The organism is Amycolatopsis kentuckyensis (assembly GCF_041679295.1).
In the GTDB taxonomy this organism is placed as follows: domain Bacteria; phylum Actinomycetota; class Actinomycetes; order Mycobacteriales; family Pseudonocardiaceae; genus Amycolatopsis; species Amycolatopsis kentuckyensis_A.
The window spans coordinates 288865-305688 of record NZ_JBGDMD010000007.1; the positions used below are offsets into that span (position 1 = coordinate 288865).

Genomic DNA, 16824 nt, shown 5'->3' on the forward strand with positions numbered 1-16824 from the left:
ATCAGCCGTCGATGACGCGGTGGCTGGTGCCTTCGATCGCCTTCGCCTCGCGCTGGTAGGTCGAGACGTTCTCGGACTTGCGGGGCGGGCGGTCGTTGGCGATCAGCACCGCGATCCACGGCAGCGGCACCGAGATCGCGAGGAACCCCAGCGCCAGCCACCACGTGTGGTAGGTCAGCCCGGCGAGGATCAAGCACGGGATCCGGCAGGCCATCATGATCACGTACTTGCGCTTGCGGGCGGCGAACTGCTCTTCGTACGACGGGGCCGCCCCGGTGATCAGCACCGGGTCCGAGTCCTTGGCGGGCGTGGTCACTGCACCACCTCCGCGTCCATCGTCCCACCTGTTCCGGTCATCCGACACCTGGGTGGGACAACCGGCTCAACGCGGCGGTGACGAGGGTCTCGATGCCCGTGCGCAGCGTCGGGTGCAGCACCGGGGCGAAGCGCGGCGAGTGGTTGGACGGGACGTCGCGCTCGAACCGGCCCTCGGTCATCGCCGTGATGACCGTCTGCGGGTCGAAGCCGCCGACCAGCCAGAACACCGACGGCACGCCGGCCGCGCGGCCGAACTCGCTGAAGTCCTCGCTGCCGGTGACCAGCGGCGCCGGCAGCACGACGTCGGCGCCGAAGTGGCCGCGGAAGACCTCGGTGAGCGCGTCGTTGGCGGCTTCGTCGTTCTCGGTGATCGGGTAGGAGCCGGACCGGACGATCTCCGGCGGCTTCGGCGCGCCGGCCGTCGCCGCCTCGCCGTTGACGATCCTTTCCACCGCGGCGAGCACGCGCTCGCGAACGGCCTGGTCGAACGACCGGACGTTCACTTCGAGCACGGCGTCGTCGGCGATCACGTTGCTCGCCGTGCCCACGTGCAGCGAGCCGACGGTGACGACGGCGGAGTCGGTGGCCGCGATCTCGCGCGAGACGATCGTCTGCAGCTTCAGCACCACGGACGCGGCCAGTACGGCCGGGTCGACGGTCGTCTCCGGGCGCGAGCCGTGCCCGCCGCGGCCGTGCAGGGTGATGCGCAGCGTGTCGGTCGCGGCCATGATCACGCCGGGCCGGGTGAGCACCCAGCCCGCCGGGCCGGGCACCAGGTGCTGGCCGAACACGACGTCGGGCGTCCCGGCGCGGTCGAAGAGGCCGTCGCGGACCATCCGCACCGCGCCCCCCGCGCCCTCCTCCCCCGGCTGGAAGACCACCTGCAGCGTGCCGGACCAGGTGTCGCGGCCCTTCGCGAGCAGCGCGGCGGCGCCGGAGAGCCAGGTGGCGTGCATGTCGTGCCCGCACGCGTGCATGACCGGGACGTCCTTGCCGTGCTCGTCCGTGCTGCGGGCGGTGCTCGCGTACGACAGCCCGGTCTTCTCCTCGACCGGCAGCGCGTCGATGTCGGCGCGCAGCAGGACCGTCGGGCCCTCGCCGTTGCGCAGCACGCCCAGCACCCCGGTGCCGGCGATGCCGGTGTGCACCTCGTAGCCGTCGCGCTCGAGCCGCCGGGCCAGCTCGGCCGCCGTCCGGGTCTCGGCGAAGGACAGCTCGGGGTGCCGGTGGAGGTCGATGTACAGCGCTTCGAGCTCGGGCAGCGCCGCGTCGAGCGGGGCGAGGACGCGTTCAAGGGTCACGGGGGCCATCGTGGCAGCATTACCCACCGTGAGCACGCGAAGCGTACTGCCCGACCTGTCCGACGACGTCTGCGCGCGGCTGCGCGAGGCCTTCCGGCGCACCTCCTACGACGCCGACGGCGTGGTGGCCGCCCTCGGCGGGGCCGCCCACGCGGCGCTGGGCCGCGGCGAGCCGGTGCCCGCCGAGCGCGCGAGCCGGGACGCGGGCGACCTGGGCACGCTGATCCGGCTGTTCCTGCTGGGCGGCACCGAGCCGGAGACCGCGGTCAAGGCCGCGTTCGCGCCGCTCTCGCCGGAGGACGCGGTCGCCGCCGGGGTGCTGAGCGCGGTCCAGGAGGGCTACCGCGCCGCGCTGGACATCCGGCCGCACGGCGACGACGAAGGCTCCTGGTGGGTCGTGTCCGACCTCGACGCCGACGTGCTCGGCACCACCGTGCCCGAGGACCACGTGCTCGGCGTCGGCCACGCGTCGCTGTCGCTGATCCGCGCGACCAGCCGCCGCCCGGTCGGCACGCTGCTCGACCTGGGCACCGGCAACGGCGTCCAGGCCCTGCACGCGACCCGGCACGCCCAGCGCGTGACCGCCACGGACGTCTCCGAGCGGGCGCTGGCCCTGGCCGCGGCGACGTTCCGGCTGAACGAGCTGGACGTCGAGCTGGTGCGCGGCGAGTGGTTCGCGCCGGTCGCGCGGCGGAAGTTCGACCAGGTCGTCTGCAACCCGCCGTTCGTGGTCGGCCCGGCCCGCGTCGACTACACCTACCGCGACTCCGGCCTGGCCGGCGACGACGCGAGCGCGCTGGTCGTCCGGCAGCTGCCCGGCTTCCTCAACGAAGGCGGCGTGGGCCAGCTGCTCGCCTCGTGGGTGCACACCGGCACCGAGGACTGGGCCGACCGGGTGAGCCGCTGGCTGCCCGCCGAGACCGACGCGTGGTTCGTCCAGCGCGACGTCGCCGACCCGGCGCTCTACGTCGGCACCTGGCTGCGGGACGCGGGCCTCGACCCGCGCTCGCCGGAAGGCCGGGCGAAGGCGGCGGCGTGGCTCGACTGGTTCGCGGCGAACGACGTCCGGGGCATCGGCTTCGGCTTCGTCACCTTGCGGCGCGCGTCCGGGCGGACACCGACCGTCGTCTGCGAGGACCTCCGGCAGGCCTACGACGACCCGCTGGGCCCGGAAGCGGCCGGCTGGCTGGACCGCGTCGAATGGCTGCGCGAATCGGGTGAATCATTGCTCGATGTCCGTTTTGTGGTGCCCGACACGGTTTTGCTGGAAAGCGTCGAGGAACCCGGCGACGAGGGCTGGACGACGCAGATCCGCCGCCTGCACCGCACCGACGGGCCCGGCTGGCAGCACGAGGTCGACGACCTGGCCGCACGGCTCCTGGCGGGCTGCCGCGGCGCGCTGCCGTTGGAGGACCTGATCGAGCTCCTCGCGTTCTCGCAAGGACTCGACGCTTCGGAGCTCGCTGCCACCGCGTTGCCCGTCGTCCGCGAGCTCGTCCGGCACGGGATGCTCGTCCCGGCGGGCCGGTGAGGGCCGTCGCGGCCCGGGTCGCACGGGCGGACGTGACCGTCGACGGCGAGGTCGTCGGCGCGATCGACGGACCGGGTTTGCTTGTGCTGCTGGGAATCCACGTCGACGACGACGCGGCGAAGGCCGCCGTGATGGCGCGCAAATTGCACGAGCTGCGCGTGCTTCGCGACGAGGAATCATGCGCCACGGCGAATGCGCCGCTGCTCGTGGTGAGCCAGTTCACGCTCTACGGCGACACGAAGAAAGGGCGCCGGCCGTCGTGGACGCGGGCCGCCCGGCCGGAGGTCGCGGAGCCGTTGGTGGACGCCGTCGTGGCCGAGCTGCGCGGCCGCGGCGCCACCGTCGCGACGGGGCGTTTCGGGGCGATGATGGCGGTCTCGAGCGTCAACGACGGTCCGTTCACGGTTCTCGTAGAGGTCTAGACCACAGCATCCCGGTTCACATCCTGACCCGATTCACATCGGATTCTCAGGTTCCCCGGTCACGGAACGTTCTCAGCAAAAGCTCAGCAATGGTCGAGCAACCGGAGCGCGCCGGCAGCCGTCTCCTTTTCAGGCGAGCCGGGAACGTTTTGGAAACCCGGAGCGTTGTGCCAGATGTCCAGCCAAGCCGGCCGGACCGGCGTACCGGGTTCCACAGGCCCCGGTCCGCGGGTACGCACCCGGTGGGACGACCGCAGCAGCACGTTCAGCCCGTGACCGGGGAGGCAGAATGTCAGTCCAGACTCTCGAACGCGAGTCGCGCGGGATTCGCGAGCGCATCCCGGCTCAGGTGTCCGAGGAGCCGTCGTCGCTGAGCGTGGGGGCGCTCACCGACGCCGATCTCGACGCCCAGAGCCCCGCCGCCGACCTCGTCCGCGTCTACCTCAACGGCATCGGCAAGACGGCCCTGCTGTCCGCGGCCGACGAGGTCGAGCTCGCCAAGCGCATCGAAGCCGGCGTCTTCGCCCAGCACATGCTGGACACCGGGGAGAACCTCACCCCGAAGCGCCGCAAGGAGCTGTCCGCGCTGGTCCGCGACGGGCACGTGGCCAAGAACCACCTGCTGGAGGCCAACCTCCGCCTGGTGGTCTCGCTGGCCAAGCGCTACACCGGCCGGGGGATGCCGCTGCTCGACCTGATCCAGGAGGGGAACCTGGGTCTGATCCGCGCGGTGGAGAAGTTCGACTACTCCAAGGGGTTCAAGTTCTCGACCTACGCGACCTGGTGGATCCGCCAGGCCATCACCAGGGGGATGGCCGACCAGGGCCGCACCATCCGGCTCCCGGTCCACCTGGTGGAACAGGTCAACAAGCTGGCCCGCATCAAGCGCGACCTGCACCAGCAGCTCGGGCGCGACGCGACGAACGACGAGCTGGCGGCCGAGTCCGGCATCCCGGCGCACAAGATCTCCGACCTGCTCGACCACTCGCGTGACCCGGTAAGCCTGGACATGCCGGTCGGCACCGAGGAGGACGCCCCGCTGGGCGACTTCATCGAGGACTCCGAGGCGACGGACGCGGAGAGCGCCGTGATCTCGGGCCTGCTGCAGGACGACCTGCGCCGCGTACTGGCGACGCTGGACGACCGCGAGCAGCACGTGATCCGCCTGCGCTACGGCCTCGACGACGGCCAGCCGCGCACGCTCGACCAGATCGGCAAGCACTTCGGGCTCTCCCGCGAGCGCGTCCGCCAGATCGAGCGCGAGGTCATGTCGAAGCTCCGCCAGGGCGAGCGAGCCGACCGCCTCCGCGCGTACGCCAGCTGATCGCTTCAAGTGAAGGGGCGGGTGCACTCTGCACCCGCCCCTTTCGCATGTCTTCGACCAGCGGTTCCGCGATTAGCGAGGCACCCGGCGGAAAATCCTTCACGAAATCGGGTTTCGCCCCCGACAGGCCTGGGTAGCAACCCTCCGCCGGTACCCGTTCGGCAGCGTTGACTTATGACCTTCGTCACGCCAGCCTCGAAGCACCGGCACAGACCTCGCGACCGGATGTGCACGCATCCGGAAGCTTTCCCCGGGAGGTCGGGTCCGTCGGGGTGGACCCGGCCTCCCGACCACTTCCGCAACGCGACGCGAACGCAAGCCGCCGACACATCCGAACGCAAGCCGGCGGCAGCACATCCGAACGCAAGCCGGCAACACAACCAGCACCCCACCAGCCAGACCGCCCCGCAACCCCGATCCGAAGCCAGAACACGGCCGGCGGTGCCGGGTCAAGGCATCTTTCCCGCCTTGACGCGGTACTGCCGGCCGTAGTCACAATCGGGCTCCGGGGTTGTGGGACACCAAGCCGCGGCGTGGGGACACCAAGCCAGGGTCGTGGGGACACCAAGCCCGGGGCGATGGAGGCCGAACGCAGAACTGCACAGAACCGCGTGGGGTGGCCCACAGTGACCGGGTGCTTATATCCGGTGCCCGAACAGCCCCCGTAGGGTGGACCGATCCCGGAGCTGGCAAAGGAGCCTGGCAGTGCCGTCCACCACCACGTTTCAGCACACCGAAGTCCTCCCGCTGGGCAAGGACACCACCACCGAGTACCGGCTGGTCACCGACGAGGGCGTCGAGACGGTCGAAGCCGCCGGGCGGAAGTTCCTGAAGATCGCCCCGGAAGCGCTCACCACGCTCGCCCGCACCGCGATCACCGACATCCAGCACCTGTTGCGTACGTCACACTTGAAGCAGCTCAAAGCCATCGTCGACGACCCCGAAGCGAGTGGCAACGACCGTTTCGTCGCCATGGACCTGCTGCGCAACGCCGCCATCTCGGCCGGCGGGGTCCTCCCCATGTGCCAGGACACCGGGACCGCCATCGTCATCGGCAAGCGCGGCGAAGGCGTCCTCACCGGCGGGGACGACGAGCGCGCCCTGTCGCAGGGCATCTTCGACGCCTACCAGCAGCTGAACCTGCGCTACTCGCAGATGGCGCCGGTCAACTTCTGGGACGAGCGCAACACCGGCACCAACCTCCCGGCGCAGATCGAGCTCTACCACAAGGACGGCCAGGACGACCCGGCCTACGAGTTCCTCTTCATGGCCAAGGGCGGCGGCAGCGCCAACAAGACGTTCCTCTACCAGGAAACGAAAGCCGTCCTGAACCCGAAGCGGCTCGCGCGCTTCCTCGACGAGAAGCTGCGCAGCCTCGGCACCGCAGCCTGCCCGCCGTACCACCTGGCGATCGTCGTCGGCGGGATGTCGGCCGAGTTCAACCTGAAGGTCGCGAAGCTCGCCTCCGCGCGCTACCTCGACAACCTGCCCGCCGAGGGCTCCGAGCTCGGCCACGCCTTCCGCGACCAGGACCTCGAGCAGCAGGTGCTGGAGATGACCCGGCAGTTCGGCATCGGCGCGCAGTTCGGCGGCAAGTACTTCTGCCACGACGTCCGCGTCATCCGGCTCCCCCGCCACGGCGCCAGCTGCCCGGTCGGTATCGCCGTGAGCTGCTCCGCCGACCGCCAGGCCAAGGCGAAGATCACCGCCGACGGCGTCTTCATCGAGCAGCTCGAGCGCGATCCCGCGCAGTTCCTCCCCGATGTCACCGAGGAAGACCTCTCCGACGACGTCGTGAGCGTCGACCTCAACCGGCCGATGGCGGAGATCCGCGCGCAGCTCTCGCAGCTGCCCGTCAAGACGCGGCTTTCGCTCACCGGACCGCTGGTCGTCGCCCGCGACATCGCGCACGCGAAGATCGCCGAGCGCCTCGACGCCGGCGAGGAGATGCCGGACTACCTGAAGAACCACCCGGTCTACTACGCCGGCCCGGCGAAGACGCCGGAGGGCTACGCGTCGGGCTCGTTCGGCCCGACCACCGCCGGGCGGATGGACTCCTACGTCGAGCAGTTCCAGGCCGCCGGCGGCTCGCTCGTCATGCTGGCCAAGGGAAACCGGTCGAAGCAGGTCACGAACGCGTGCCAGTCGCACGGCGGGTTCTACCTCGGTTCGATCGGCGGCCCGGCGGCGCGGCTCGCGCAGGACTGCATCAAGAAGGTCGACGTCCTCGAGTACGCCGAGCTCGGCATGGAAGCCGTCTGGAAGATCGAGGTCGAGGACTTCCCGGCCTTCATCGTCATCGACGACAAGGGCAACGACTTCTTCGCCAGCACCGGCGACCCGGTGCTGCAGATCAGCTTCCGCTAGGGCATGGGGGAAGGGGACACCGGCCCGCCGCCGGTGCCCCCTTTCTTCCCTGCTCCCTCAGCCGACGCGCTCGATCCGCGCGCGCCGGATGAGGAACTTTCCGGGTTCCCGAACCTGTTCGAAGGCCGCGTCGTTGAGCAGCGTGCAGCTGCCCGACACCGACGTGACCTCCACTGTCGTGGACTTCGAGTTGTCCAGGTTGGTCACCTTCAGCTTGGTCCCCGCGGGGAACTGGTTGCTGGACGCGGCCGGCGCACCGGCTTCGCCCGAGAGCGTCACGGTCGAACCCGGGCAGACGACTTCGCCGACGGCGCCGGTGTCCACTCCGGACTGACCCTGCTGCTGGTTCTGGTTCTGCTGCTGGTTCTGCTGGGCCGGCGCCTGTTGCGCCGGCGCCTGCTGGGCCGGGGCCTGCGCGGCCTGGCCGGCACCCGCGGTGACGTTCGCCGTGCAGCCGGCGACCTGCCGCCGTTGCTGGATCAGGTCGACGACCGCCTGCCGGTTGGCGATCCGCGCGGCCGACTGCGCGTCCGGGTTCGCCTGCTGGCCCGCGATGAAGGTCAGGTTGTTCTGCAGGGCGGTGTCGAGTCCCCCGCAGTTCTCCTTGGGCGCCTCGGCCGCGTTGCCCGCGGGACTGCTCAGCGCGATGGCCGCCGCGGTGATGCCGGAAACACCCAGCAACGCGGCCAGACCGACGGTCGCCTGCTTGCGGTGCCGACCACTGCTCAACCGGGGCATGGGCCCCTCCTCTCTGATCACCACCTCACCCTTGGATACGGCTCGGTAACACGGGCGGTTCACCGGATTCGCCGGAAGTTTTTCGACAACTTCGAGAGAGGATTGGGAGAGGTGGTCCGGACCACCGGGATCGGAGGTGGCCGCGACCTGCGGACGCGGGCGAGGATCGCGCCGCGGGGCGCGAGTGGTTCGGACCATGCTCAGTGCACCGGCGGCGACCCGCGCCCGGTCACGCCACCGGTGCGCCGTCGTGGTCCGGGTTGGCCACGCGGGCCGCCGTCGCCAGCGCCCAGCGCCCGGTCGTCACCAGCCCCAGCACGAACACCAGCACCCCACACCCCGCGACGATCGCCCACACCGCGTGGCCCGTTCCCGGCGGCGTCCCCACGTCCGCCGCGACCACCGCGCCGATCACCGCCACCCCCAGCGACGTCCCCACCTGGCGGCTCGTGGACGCCACCGCCGCCGCCAGGCCCGCCTGCTCGCGCGGCATCCCGGACACGGCCGCGTTCGTGATCGGCGCGTTGAGCAGGCCGTAGCCGATGCCGAAGCACACGTACCCCGTCACCACCCACGCGATCGACGTCGCCGGGCCGATGCCCGCCAGCACCACGCCGGACGCCGCGATCCCCGCGCCGGCCACCAGCAGCGGCAGCCGCGGGCCGCGGGCGCCGGTCAGGCGGCCCGACAACGGCGCACCCACCGCGGTCAGCACTGCCATCGGCAACGTCAGCAACCCCGCGTGCAGCACCGAAAACCCGCGCGTCTCCTGCAGGTACAGCGTGGTCAGGAACAAGAACCCGGACAGCGCCGCGAACCCGGCGATCGCCGTGAGCGTCGCGCCCGAGAACGGCACGCTGCGGAAGAACCTCAGCTCCAGCAACGGATCCCGGCGCCGTCGCTCGTACGGCAGCAGCACCGCCAGCGCCGCCGCGGCGATCACGAAGCAGCCCACCATCACCGGCGCGCCCGAACCACGGCCTTCGATGATCCCGTACGTCAGCGACGCCAGCAGCACGATCACCAGCAGCTGCCCGATCGGGTCCAGCCGCCTCGGCCGCGGGGCGCGCGATTCCGGGACGAACACCGCCGTCAGCACGATCGCGGCGATGCCGACCGGGACGTTGATCCAGAAGATCGAGCGCCAGCCCGCCCAGTCGACGAGCACGCCGCCGAGCACCGGGCCGACCGCCAGGCTCAGCCCGTTCACCCCCGCCCAGACGCCGATCGCGCGGGTGCGGTCGCCGGGCTCGGTGAAGACGTTCGCGACGATGGACAGCGCGACCGGGTTGAGCATCGACCCGCCGATCGCCTGCAGCGCGCGGAACGCGACCAGCAGCCCGATGCTCGGCGCGATCCCGCACAGCAGCGACCCGAGGCTGAACAGCGCCAGGCCGGTCTGGAACGTCCGGCGCCGCCCGATCCGGTCCGCGGTCGAGCCGGACAGCATGAGCAGGCTCGCCAGCACCAGCGTGTACGCGTCGATCGTCCACTGCAGACTGGAGACCGACGCGCCCAGCTCGCGGCGGATCGAGGGCAGCGCGAGGTTCACGATCGTGTTGTCGAGCCCGACGATGAACAGGCTCAGGCAGCAGGTGGCCAGGACCACCCGCCGGCGCACCGGCTGCGGCACCGCACTCCCCAACTAGTTGCACGAACAATATTAAGCACTGTACAACTAATTTCGGGCGGCTCCGAGTCAGGCCGGGAACAGCTCCCCGAGCCGCGCGAGGGTCTTCTCGATGCCCTCGGCGTTCTTTCGCGGGAACGGACTGAGGGTGATCGCGAGCGGGAACTTCGCCGTCGACCAGTCGAACGTCTCGGTGACCTCGGTGCGGCCGTCGTCGAGGGGCTCGAGGCGCCAGCGCCAGCGGTGCCCGTTGAAGTGCCGCCAGGCGATGAGCCGGCCCTCTTCGAACTCGACGACGGTGTTGAGGATCTTGTACGGGGCGCCGATCTTCATGTCCATGCCGAACCGCGCGCCGAGCGTGAGCCGGTCCGGGCCGCCGGACTGGGCGGCCCGGACCGTGCCGGATCCGTCGATGAGCGGGTGCTGGGCCGGATCGGCGAGCAGCCCGAAGATCTTCTCGGGCGGCGCGGCGACGATCGCGGTGCGTGAGACCTGGCGGCTTCCCATCACCCGAGCCTAGGCCAGGGTGATCACTTCGGCGGCGTGGTCTTCAGCACGACGGTGCGCTGGTCCAGCGGCGCGGCCAGCGCGACCGAGATCACCGGGTACCGGATGTCCATGGTGCACATCTGGCCGGTCTGGGCCTTGGTCTCGCTCAGGTTGACCACGACGTGGTCGCCCGCCTGCTCGGTCGCCTCGCCGAGGGCGTGGCCGCAGCCGCCCTCCTGGGCGCGGATGTTGAGGATGGTGCCGCCGTTGGCCGTCCACACCTCGTGCGGGTAGCCGCCGGGCAGCGCCGAGGCGTCGACCTTGGCCGGCGGGACGGGCGTGCTCCCCTCGGGCACGGTGAGCCGGGGTTTGCCCGGCGGGTTGGCCGACGGCGACGTCGGCAGCACCGACTCGGTCGGCGTCGTCGAAACGCTCCCGGTGGGCGCGGCGGAGTCACCCCCGGCAGCGGGCTGGCTGGTGGGCATGGCCTGGCCGGCGCAGGCCGTCGCCATCAGCAGGAACGCGCCTGTCCCGACCACTTTCGCTAAGTACCTCATGACCCGAAGACGGAACGGGCGGTGCCGGGGGTTGCACGGAAGATCGACTGGTTGGTGCTTTTTCCACGAACCGGCCCCGGACGTGGTCTGGGAGGGCGACCCGGGCATCCCGGGGCGGCCCTCCCAGCGTCTGCGGGAACTCCTCAGCCCTGGCGGAGCACCACCGTGCGCGTGCCGAGCGGTTCGGCGAGGGTCAGCGGGATGCTGACCTCCTTGATGTAGTCCGGGCACATCTGGCCCTTCTTCGCCGCGATGACCGAGACCAGCACGACGACCTGCTGCGGCGTCTGGTCACCGACGTGCGCGGCGACGCGGCGGCAGCCGCCCTCCTCCGCCTGGAGGATCACCGTCTTGCCGTCGAGGCTGCGGGTCAGGCTCCGGGGGTAGCCCTCGGGCAGCCCGCGGGCGTCGACCTGGGACTCCGCGATCACGTCGTCGCCCGGGGCGATGCCCTGCGTCGGCCGCCCGACGGTCTGCGACGGCGGCGGCGCGACCGTCGGCGAACCCGGCACCGGCGATGCCGACGTCGTGGGCGTCTCCGGTCCGGTGCTGCCCGGAGCGCCCGCGGTACCCGCCGCCCCGCACGCCGTCAGCGTGAGGAGCAGCAGGACCGTACCCAGCAGTGTGCGCATACCTCCAGGACGGAGCGGACGCCCGATCGGTTGCACCTACCGGTGCGCCGCCCGCCCGCGGACCAGTCCCAGCAGCACGACCCCCGCCAGGGTGACGCCGAGCAGCACGACCGTCGCCGCCGAGGCGAGGAACACCTGGCCGCGGTCGGTCAGCGCGAAGATGCTCGCCGGGAGCGTCCGCCAGTCCGGCGGGTACAGCATCATCGTCGCGCCCAGCTCGCCCATCGACATCGCCAGTGCGAGGCTCGCCGACGCCGTCATCGCCGGGAGCAGCACCGGGACGCGCACCCGCAGCAGCACCCGCACCGGCGACGCCCCGAGCGACGCCGCCGCCCGCGCGAGCAGCGGGTCGACGCGGGCGAGCGCCGCCGAGACCGTGCTGTAGGCGAACGGCAGCAGGATGAGCAGGTGCCCGAGCAGCACGATCCAGCGCGTCCCGTTGAACGCCAGCGGCGGCCGGCTGAACGCCACCAGCAGCGCCAGCCCCAGCACCACCGACGGCACTGCGATCGGCAGGTGGAACAGCGTGTCGGCGAGCTGCCGCAGCCGTCGCGGCGCGGTCTCGGCCGCCAGCGCCGCGCCCGTGCCGAGCAGGACGGCCGCCGCGCCCGCGATGACGCCGGTCTGGAGGCTCACCGACAGGCTCGCGAACGTCTCCCCCGACAACGCGTCGGCGTAATGGCGGAACGTCGGGGCGCCCGGCAGCACGCCCGTCCAGTGCCCGGCGAACGACGCGAGCACGATCATCACCAGCGGCGCCGCCACGACGACGGCGAACACCACGCCGAACACCAGCCACAGCAGCACCTTGCTACGCCGCGTCCACAGCAGCACCGCGACCCCTTCCGGACAGGACCCGGTAACTTCCGTACAGCAGCAGTGAAATCGCGACGTCGACCAGCGCGACGACGCTCGCCGCCGGGAAGTCGAACGTGACGATCGCCTTGCCGTACACCAGCATCGGCAGTGTCGTGACGCCTTTCGCGCCGAGGAACAGCACGATGCCGAACTCGTTGAGCGCGAGCAGGAGCGTCAGGCAGGCCCCCGACGCCAGCGACGGCAGCGCCGCGGGCAGCACGACCCGCCACAGCACCCGGCCCGGGCGCGCGCCGAGCGACGCCGCGACGTCCAGGTGCACGCCCGGGACCTGGCCGAACGCCGCCAGCGCCGGCCGCATGACGAACGGCGTGTAGAACGTGATCTCGGCGAGCAGCACGCCCCACGGCGAGTAGAGGAAGCCGCCGGCGCCGAAGACGCCCGCGCTCCCGTACAGGAAGGTGAAGGCCAGCGCGATGAGGAACGACGGGAACGCGAGCACGGTGTCGACCAAACGCGACAGCGTCCTCGCGCCCGGGAACGGGACGAACGCGATCACCAGCGCGAGGAACGTCCCGAGCAGCACGCAGCCGGTCGTGGCGCCCAGCGCGAGCAGCACGGTCTGCCACGCGGCGTCGCGGAACTCCGCCGAGCCGAGCACCTCGGCCCAGACGCCGAGGCCGAACCCGCGGTCCGTGGTCAGCGACTGCCCGGCCACCAGGACCAGCGGGTAGCCGAAGAACACCGCGACGACCACCAGCGGCGGCAGGATCCACAGCGAACCCCGTGAGTGGTAATTCGGGTTAGAACCCTGTTTCACACTCACGAGGGCCGTCGCGGTCATGTGCCGACCCCGACCAGCGGGCAGCCGTCCGGGATCGACACGCCGACCGCCGACCCGACGGAGAACGCCTCGGGCACCTCGGCCCGGATCGTCTCGCCGGTCGCCAGGACCAGGTCGAGCCGGTAGCCGGTGCCGCGCCACTGCACGGCCCGGACCAGCGCCGGGAGCGTGTCCGCGCCGGGTTCGCCGACGCCGACGCGGTGCGGGCGGACGCCGAGCGCGACCGGGCCTGGGCCGAGGGCGCCGGTCGGCTCGGCGGTCAGCACGCGGCCGCCGAGCCGGACCGTCGCCGGCGTCCCGTCGCGGACGAGGTCGACCGGGATGAGGTTGGCCGCGCCGAGGAAGCTCGCGGTGAACTCCGAGGCCGGCCGCCGGTAGAGCTGTTCGCACGGCCCGGTTTCGACCAGCCGCGAGTCGCGCATGACGGCGATCCGGTCGGCCAGTGCGAGGGCCTCGCCCTGGTCGTGGGTGACGTAGACGAGCGTGGTGTCCGGGAGCTCGGCGCGCAGCCGCAGCAGTTCGGCGAGCATGTCCTCGCGCAGGGCGGCGTCCAAAGCGGACAGCGGCTCGTCGAGCAGCAGTACGGCCGGCCGGATGGCCAGCGCCCGGGCGAGCGCGACGCGCTGCTGCTGGCCGCCGGACAGCTCGCGCGGGAACCGGCGGGCGTACTTGCCCATGCCGACGAGGTCGAGGACTTCGGCGACCCACCGGGCGGCTTCGCCGCGCGGGGTCCGGCGCGCTTTCAGCCCGAACGCGACGTTGGCGTCGACGCGCAGGTGCGGGAACAGCGCGTAGCTCTGCACGACGACGCCGAGGCCGCGCCGGTGCGGCGGCCGGTCGGTGACGTCCTCGCCGCCGAGGAACACCCGGCCCGCGCTGGGCCGGACGAAGCCGGCCAGGGCCTTGAGCGCCGTCGACTTGCCGGACCCGGACGGCCCGAGCAGCGCCAGGGTCTCGCCGCGGCCGACCGTCAGGTCGAGGGCGTCCAGCGCGGTCGTGCGTCCGAAGTGGACGGACACGCCGCGCCACTCGACGGCCGGGGTCATCGGCCGACGGCCTTCTTGTACGCGGCCAGGTCGGCGTCGAGCTTGCCGAGGACGGCCGTCCAGTCCGGGTGCCAGATCTCGACGCCGTCGAGCGCGGCCTTGATCTTCGCGGCGTTCGCCCCGGTGGCCGTGACGTCGGCGCGGGCCGGGATGCCGTACGCGTCGGCGGCCTTCCCCTGGACCTCCGGCGAGAACAGGAAGTCGAGGAGCTTCTTCGCGTCGTCGGCGTGCGGCGCGTTCGTCACCAGCCCGGCGTAGTAAGGCAGCGCGAACGTCGAGCGCTTGCCTTGGGCATCGGCCGGGAAGAAGACGTCGAAGCCGCCGCTCTTGGCGATCTCGGCGAGGTTCATCTGGACATCGCCGTTGGCCACCAGCAGTTCGCCCTTGGCCACCTTCGGCTGCAGCTTGCCGGTGGACGACGACGGCCCGGCGTTGTTCGCCTCCAGCTTGCCGAGGTAGTCCAGCGCGCCCTGCTCGCCGAGGACGTGCTGCAGCTGCAGGAGGACGGCGGTGCCGTCACCGGCCTCGCCGGGCGTCGAGTACTGGACCTTGCCCTTGAGCTTCGGGTCGAGCAGGTCGTCCCAGGTCTTGGCGGTGGATCCGGGGTTGCGGATGAAGCTGAGGTAGTTGTCCATCACGGCGAAGTAGCGGCCCTGCGGGTCCTTTTCGGACACCTTCTCGGCGCCCGGCGGGGAGTACGGCTGCAGGAGGTTGGCGACGCGCTGGATGAACGGCGGGAGCGTGACGAGGACGTCGGCCTGGGTGTTGGCCTTTTCCTTTTCGACACGGGAGGCGACTTCGCCGGACCCGGCCGTCACGGCCTGGACGGTGATGCCGGTCTGCTGCTTGAACTCGGCGAAGCGGGCGGTGTACCAGTCTTCCAGTCCGTCCACTGTGTACACGGTGACGGTCTTGCCGCCGGCGTTCGCGGCGCCGGTACCCCCGCAGGCGGACAGGACGGCGGTCAGCGCCACCGCGAGCACGGTGGCCAGGGTCTTCTTCATTTCGATCCTTCGAGCAGGGTGGGGAGGTCACGGACGGAGTCGAGCACGTGGGTGGCTTCGAAGAGGTCTTCGCGGCGGCCGGCGCCGGTGAGGACACCGGCGACGATCGACGCGCCGGCCCGGCGTCCACAAAGGACGTCGGATGCGGTGTCACCGGCGACGGCGACCCGGCGCACGTCGGTGATCTCGAGCCGCAGGGCGGCGGCGAGGACCAGGTCGGGGAACGGGCGGCCGCGGACGCCGTCGCCGGGCGCGAGCGCGAGGTCGGCCAGGTCGCGCCAGCCGAGCGCGTCGAGGATGGCCTGCTGGGTGGCGGGCGCGAAGCCGGTGGTGAAGGCGACTTTGACGCCGTCCTCGCGCAGGCCGCGGATGACGTCTTCGGCGCCGGGGATCGGCTTGCACTCCCCCGCGCGCACGAGGTCGCCGTACGCGGCTTCGAACGCGGAATTGGCTTGCTGGGCCGGGGTTTCTTCGTGCAGCAGAGCCCGGAAGACGGTGATCTTCGACTGGCCCATGGTGTCGACGACGTACCGCAGCATGTCGTCGTGCTTTTCGCCGGGCACGCCGACGGTCTCGATGGCTTCGGTGAAGGCCTTGACGACGAGGCCGTCGTCGGCGACGGTCGTGCCGGCCATGTCGAGCACGACGAGTTCGGGGGTCACAGGTCCAGCTCCTCGGCGGTGTCTTCGGCGATGGCGGGGGCGCAGGTCATGCCGCGGCCACCCGGCCCGGTGACCAGGAAGGCGTTGCCGGCGACGCGGGCGCGGTGCACGATCCGGCCGGGGTCGGCCGTCTGCACGTAGACGCCGGCCCAGCGACGGCGGATCCGCGGCAGCGGACGGCCGAGCAGCGCGCCGGCGACGGTTTCGAGGTGCTCGTAGGGATCCTCGGTGACGTCGAAGGCGAAGGGCTCGTCGTACTCGTGGGTGTCGCCGATGGTGAGGGAGCCGTCGAGCCGCTGGACGAGCAGGAGCTGCATCCGGTGCGCCCGCGCGGTTTCGGCCTGCGGCTGCGTGTTTTCGAGGGTGTCGAGGGCTTCGCCGCGGTAGGCGGGGTAGTAGCGGAAGCTGTCGCCGTCGGCGACGCTCGTGGTGAGCTCTTCGCCGAGGGGTTCGGTCTGGGCCATCTGCAGCCGGACTTTTCTCACCGGCGTTTCCCCGGCGAGTTCCCGGACGAGCCCGCCGTTCCGGGCGCCGGTGCAGAAGAGGACGAGGTCGCCGTCGTGGCGCTCACCGTGGTCGTCGACGACGCCGGTGCCGGTGAGGTGACGGACTTCCCGGCCGGGGCACCAGGTGTAGCGGCCGGTTTTCGCGAGTGCTCCCCGCAGGGCCGGCTGGGCGGTGCGCGGTTCGACGGCGGCGTCACGTTCGCACCAGAGGGCGCCTCGGAAGTCGCCCCCGAGAGCCGGGTTGAGCTTTTTCGTTTCGGCGGCGTCGAGCAGCCGGCAGCCGCGTTCGGTGCCGGCTTCGGCGGCTTCCTCGGCGACCGCGAGTTCGGCTTCGGTCCGGGCGACGGTCAGCGAGCCGTTGGCGCGGAAGCCGAGGGCGGGGACGCGCTCGCCGATCCGTTCCCAGAGGTGCCGGGCCCGCAGCGCGGTCGCGAGTTCGGCCCCGGCGGCCCGGCCGCCGACCCAGACGAGGCCGAAGTTGCGGACGGACGCGCCCCGGGCCTCGGGTTCGCGTTCGAGCTGGACGACGTCGTGGCCGCGCTCGACGGCCTGCCAGGCGTGCAGCGTGCCGAGCACGCCACCGCCCACGATGAGGATTCGCACGCGGCCCACGCTGTCGGCCGCGCGCCAACAGTCG

The 16824-nt window shown here is 71.6% G+C and carries 17 protein-coding genes; 4 read left to right on the plus strand and 13 right to left on the minus strand.

The window, feature by feature from the left end:
- Position 1: 1 nt before the first annotated feature.
- The gene (locus ACERZO_RS30185; RefSeq protein ID WP_372668238.1) at positions 2-316 is read right to left on the minus strand and encodes a DUF3099 domain-containing protein; all 315 of its coding nucleotides are present in this window, start codon (positions 314-316) and stop codon (positions 2-4) included.
- Between the two features lie 37 nt (positions 317-353).
- Positions 354-1619, minus strand: a complete 1266-nt coding sequence (locus tag ACERZO_RS30190) for an amidohydrolase (protein WP_372668240.1) — start codon at positions 1617-1619, stop codon at positions 354-356.
- Positions 1620-1647: 28 nt separating this feature from the next.
- Between ACERZO_RS30190 and ACERZO_RS30195 the strand changes: the two genes are divergently transcribed.
- The 4 genes from ACERZO_RS30195 to ACERZO_RS30210 all read left to right on the plus strand — a co-directional run bounded on the left by ACERZO_RS30195 (position 1648) and on the right by ACERZO_RS30210 (position 7263).
- Positions 1648-3150, plus strand: a complete 1503-nt coding sequence (locus tag ACERZO_RS30195) for a DUF7782 domain-containing protein (protein WP_372668242.1) — start codon at positions 1648-1650, stop codon at positions 3148-3150.
- A complete protein-coding gene (gene dtd / locus ACERZO_RS30200; protein WP_372668244.1) occupies positions 3147-3572 on the plus strand; it encodes a D-aminoacyl-tRNA deacylase in 426 nt (141 codons plus the stop codon). The genes ACERZO_RS30195 and dtd overlap by 4 nt, the downstream gene beginning before the upstream one ends.
- A 289-nt stretch (positions 3573-3861) precedes the next feature.
- Complete coding sequence (locus tag ACERZO_RS30205) at positions 3862-4896, plus strand: sigma-70 family RNA polymerase sigma factor (RefSeq protein ID WP_086681614.1); 1035 nt, start codon at positions 3862-3864, stop codon at positions 4894-4896.
- 705 nt (positions 4897-5601) lie between these two features.
- Positions 5602-7263 (plus strand): fumarate hydratase, encoded by a 1662-nt coding sequence (locus tag ACERZO_RS30210; protein ID WP_372668246.1) that lies wholly within the window; start codon positions 5602-5604, stop codon positions 7261-7263.
- Positions 7264-7320: 57 nt separating this feature from the next.
- Here the strand turns inward: ACERZO_RS30210 and ACERZO_RS30215 are convergent, their stop codons facing one another.
- From ACERZO_RS30215 to ACERZO_RS30265, 11 genes are all read right to left on the minus strand, one after another.
- Complete coding sequence (locus ACERZO_RS30215; RefSeq protein ID WP_372668247.1) at positions 7321-8001, minus strand: hypothetical protein; 681 nt, start codon at positions 7999-8001, stop codon at positions 7321-7323.
- Positions 8002-8230: 229 nt separating this feature from the next.
- The gene (locus ACERZO_RS30220) at positions 8231-9634 is read right to left on the minus strand and encodes an MFS transporter (RefSeq protein WP_372668249.1); all 1404 of its coding nucleotides are present in this window, start codon (positions 9632-9634) and stop codon (positions 8231-8233) included.
- 66 nt (positions 9635-9700) lie between these two features.
- Complete coding sequence (locus ACERZO_RS30225; RefSeq protein ID WP_372668251.1) at positions 9701-10138, minus strand: SRPBCC family protein; 438 nt, start codon at positions 10136-10138, stop codon at positions 9701-9703.
- A 23-nt stretch (positions 10139-10161) separates the two neighbouring features.
- The gene (locus ACERZO_RS30230) at positions 10162-10659 is read right to left on the minus strand and encodes a hypothetical protein (protein ID WP_372668253.1); all 498 of its coding nucleotides are present in this window, start codon (positions 10657-10659) and stop codon (positions 10162-10164) included.
- A 161-nt stretch (positions 10660-10820) separates the two neighbouring features.
- The gene (locus ACERZO_RS30235; RefSeq protein ID WP_372668255.1) at positions 10821-11309 is read right to left on the minus strand and encodes a hypothetical protein; all 489 of its coding nucleotides are present in this window, start codon (positions 11307-11309) and stop codon (positions 10821-10823) included.
- Positions 11310-11345: 36 nt separating this feature from the next.
- A complete protein-coding gene (locus tag ACERZO_RS30240) occupies positions 11346-12143 on the minus strand; it encodes an ABC transporter permease (RefSeq protein ID WP_372668256.1) in 798 nt (265 codons plus the stop codon).
- Positions 12121-12969, minus strand: coding sequence for a 2-aminoethylphosphonate ABC transporter permease subunit (locus ACERZO_RS30245; RefSeq protein ID WP_372668258.1), 849 nt, complete (start codon positions 12967-12969; stop codon positions 12121-12123). Before ACERZO_RS30245 ends, ACERZO_RS30240 begins: the two co-directional genes overlap by 23 nt.
- Positions 12966-14015, minus strand: coding sequence for an ABC transporter ATP-binding protein (locus tag ACERZO_RS30250; RefSeq protein ID WP_372668260.1), 1050 nt, complete (start codon positions 14013-14015; stop codon positions 12966-12968). Before ACERZO_RS30250 ends, ACERZO_RS30245 begins: the two co-directional genes overlap by 4 nt.
- On the minus strand, positions 14012-15019 hold the full coding sequence (locus tag ACERZO_RS30255) for a 2-aminoethylphosphonate ABC transporter substrate-binding protein (RefSeq protein ID WP_372668262.1): 1008 nt from the start codon (positions 15017-15019) through the stop codon (positions 14012-14014). Before ACERZO_RS30255 ends, ACERZO_RS30250 begins: the two co-directional genes overlap by 4 nt.
- Complete coding sequence (locus tag ACERZO_RS30260; RefSeq protein WP_372668264.1) at positions 15016-15681, minus strand: phosphonatase-like hydrolase; 666 nt, start codon at positions 15679-15681, stop codon at positions 15016-15018. The genes ACERZO_RS30255 and ACERZO_RS30260 overlap by 4 nt, the downstream gene beginning before the upstream one ends.
- A complete protein-coding gene (locus tag ACERZO_RS30265) occupies positions 15678-16790 on the minus strand; it encodes a TIGR03364 family FAD-dependent oxidoreductase (protein WP_372668265.1) in 1113 nt (370 codons plus the stop codon). Before ACERZO_RS30265 ends, ACERZO_RS30260 begins: the two co-directional genes overlap by 4 nt.
- Between the last annotated feature and the right edge of the window lie 34 nt (positions 16791-16824).

Coding starts and splice junctions, on each gene's coding strand:
- ACERZO_RS30205 (WP_086681614.1), top strand. CDS start 3,862: ATGTCAGTCCAGACTCTCGAACGCGAGTCGCGCGGGATTCGCGAGCGC.
- ACERZO_RS30215 (WP_372668247.1), bottom strand. CDS start 8,001: ATGCCCCGGTTGAGCAGTGGTCGGCACCGCAAGCAGGCGACCGTCGGT.
- ACERZO_RS30225 (WP_372668251.1), bottom strand. CDS start 10,138: ATGGGAAGCCGCCAGGTCTCACGCACCGCGATCGTCGCCGCGCCGCCC.
- ACERZO_RS30235 (WP_372668255.1), bottom strand. CDS start 11,309: ATGCGCACACTGCTGGGTACGGTCCTGCTGCTCCTCACGCTGACGGCG.
- ACERZO_RS30245 (WP_372668258.1), bottom strand. CDS start 12,969: ATGACCGCGACGGCCCTCGTGAGTGTGAAACAGGGTTCTAACCCGAAT.
- ACERZO_RS30250 (WP_372668260.1), bottom strand. CDS start 14,015: ATGACCCCGGCCGTCGAGTGGCGCGGCGTGTCCGTCCACTTCGGACGC.
- ACERZO_RS30255 (WP_372668262.1), bottom strand. CDS start 15,019: ATGAAGAAGACCCTGGCCACCGTGCTCGCGGTGGCGCTGACCGCCGTC.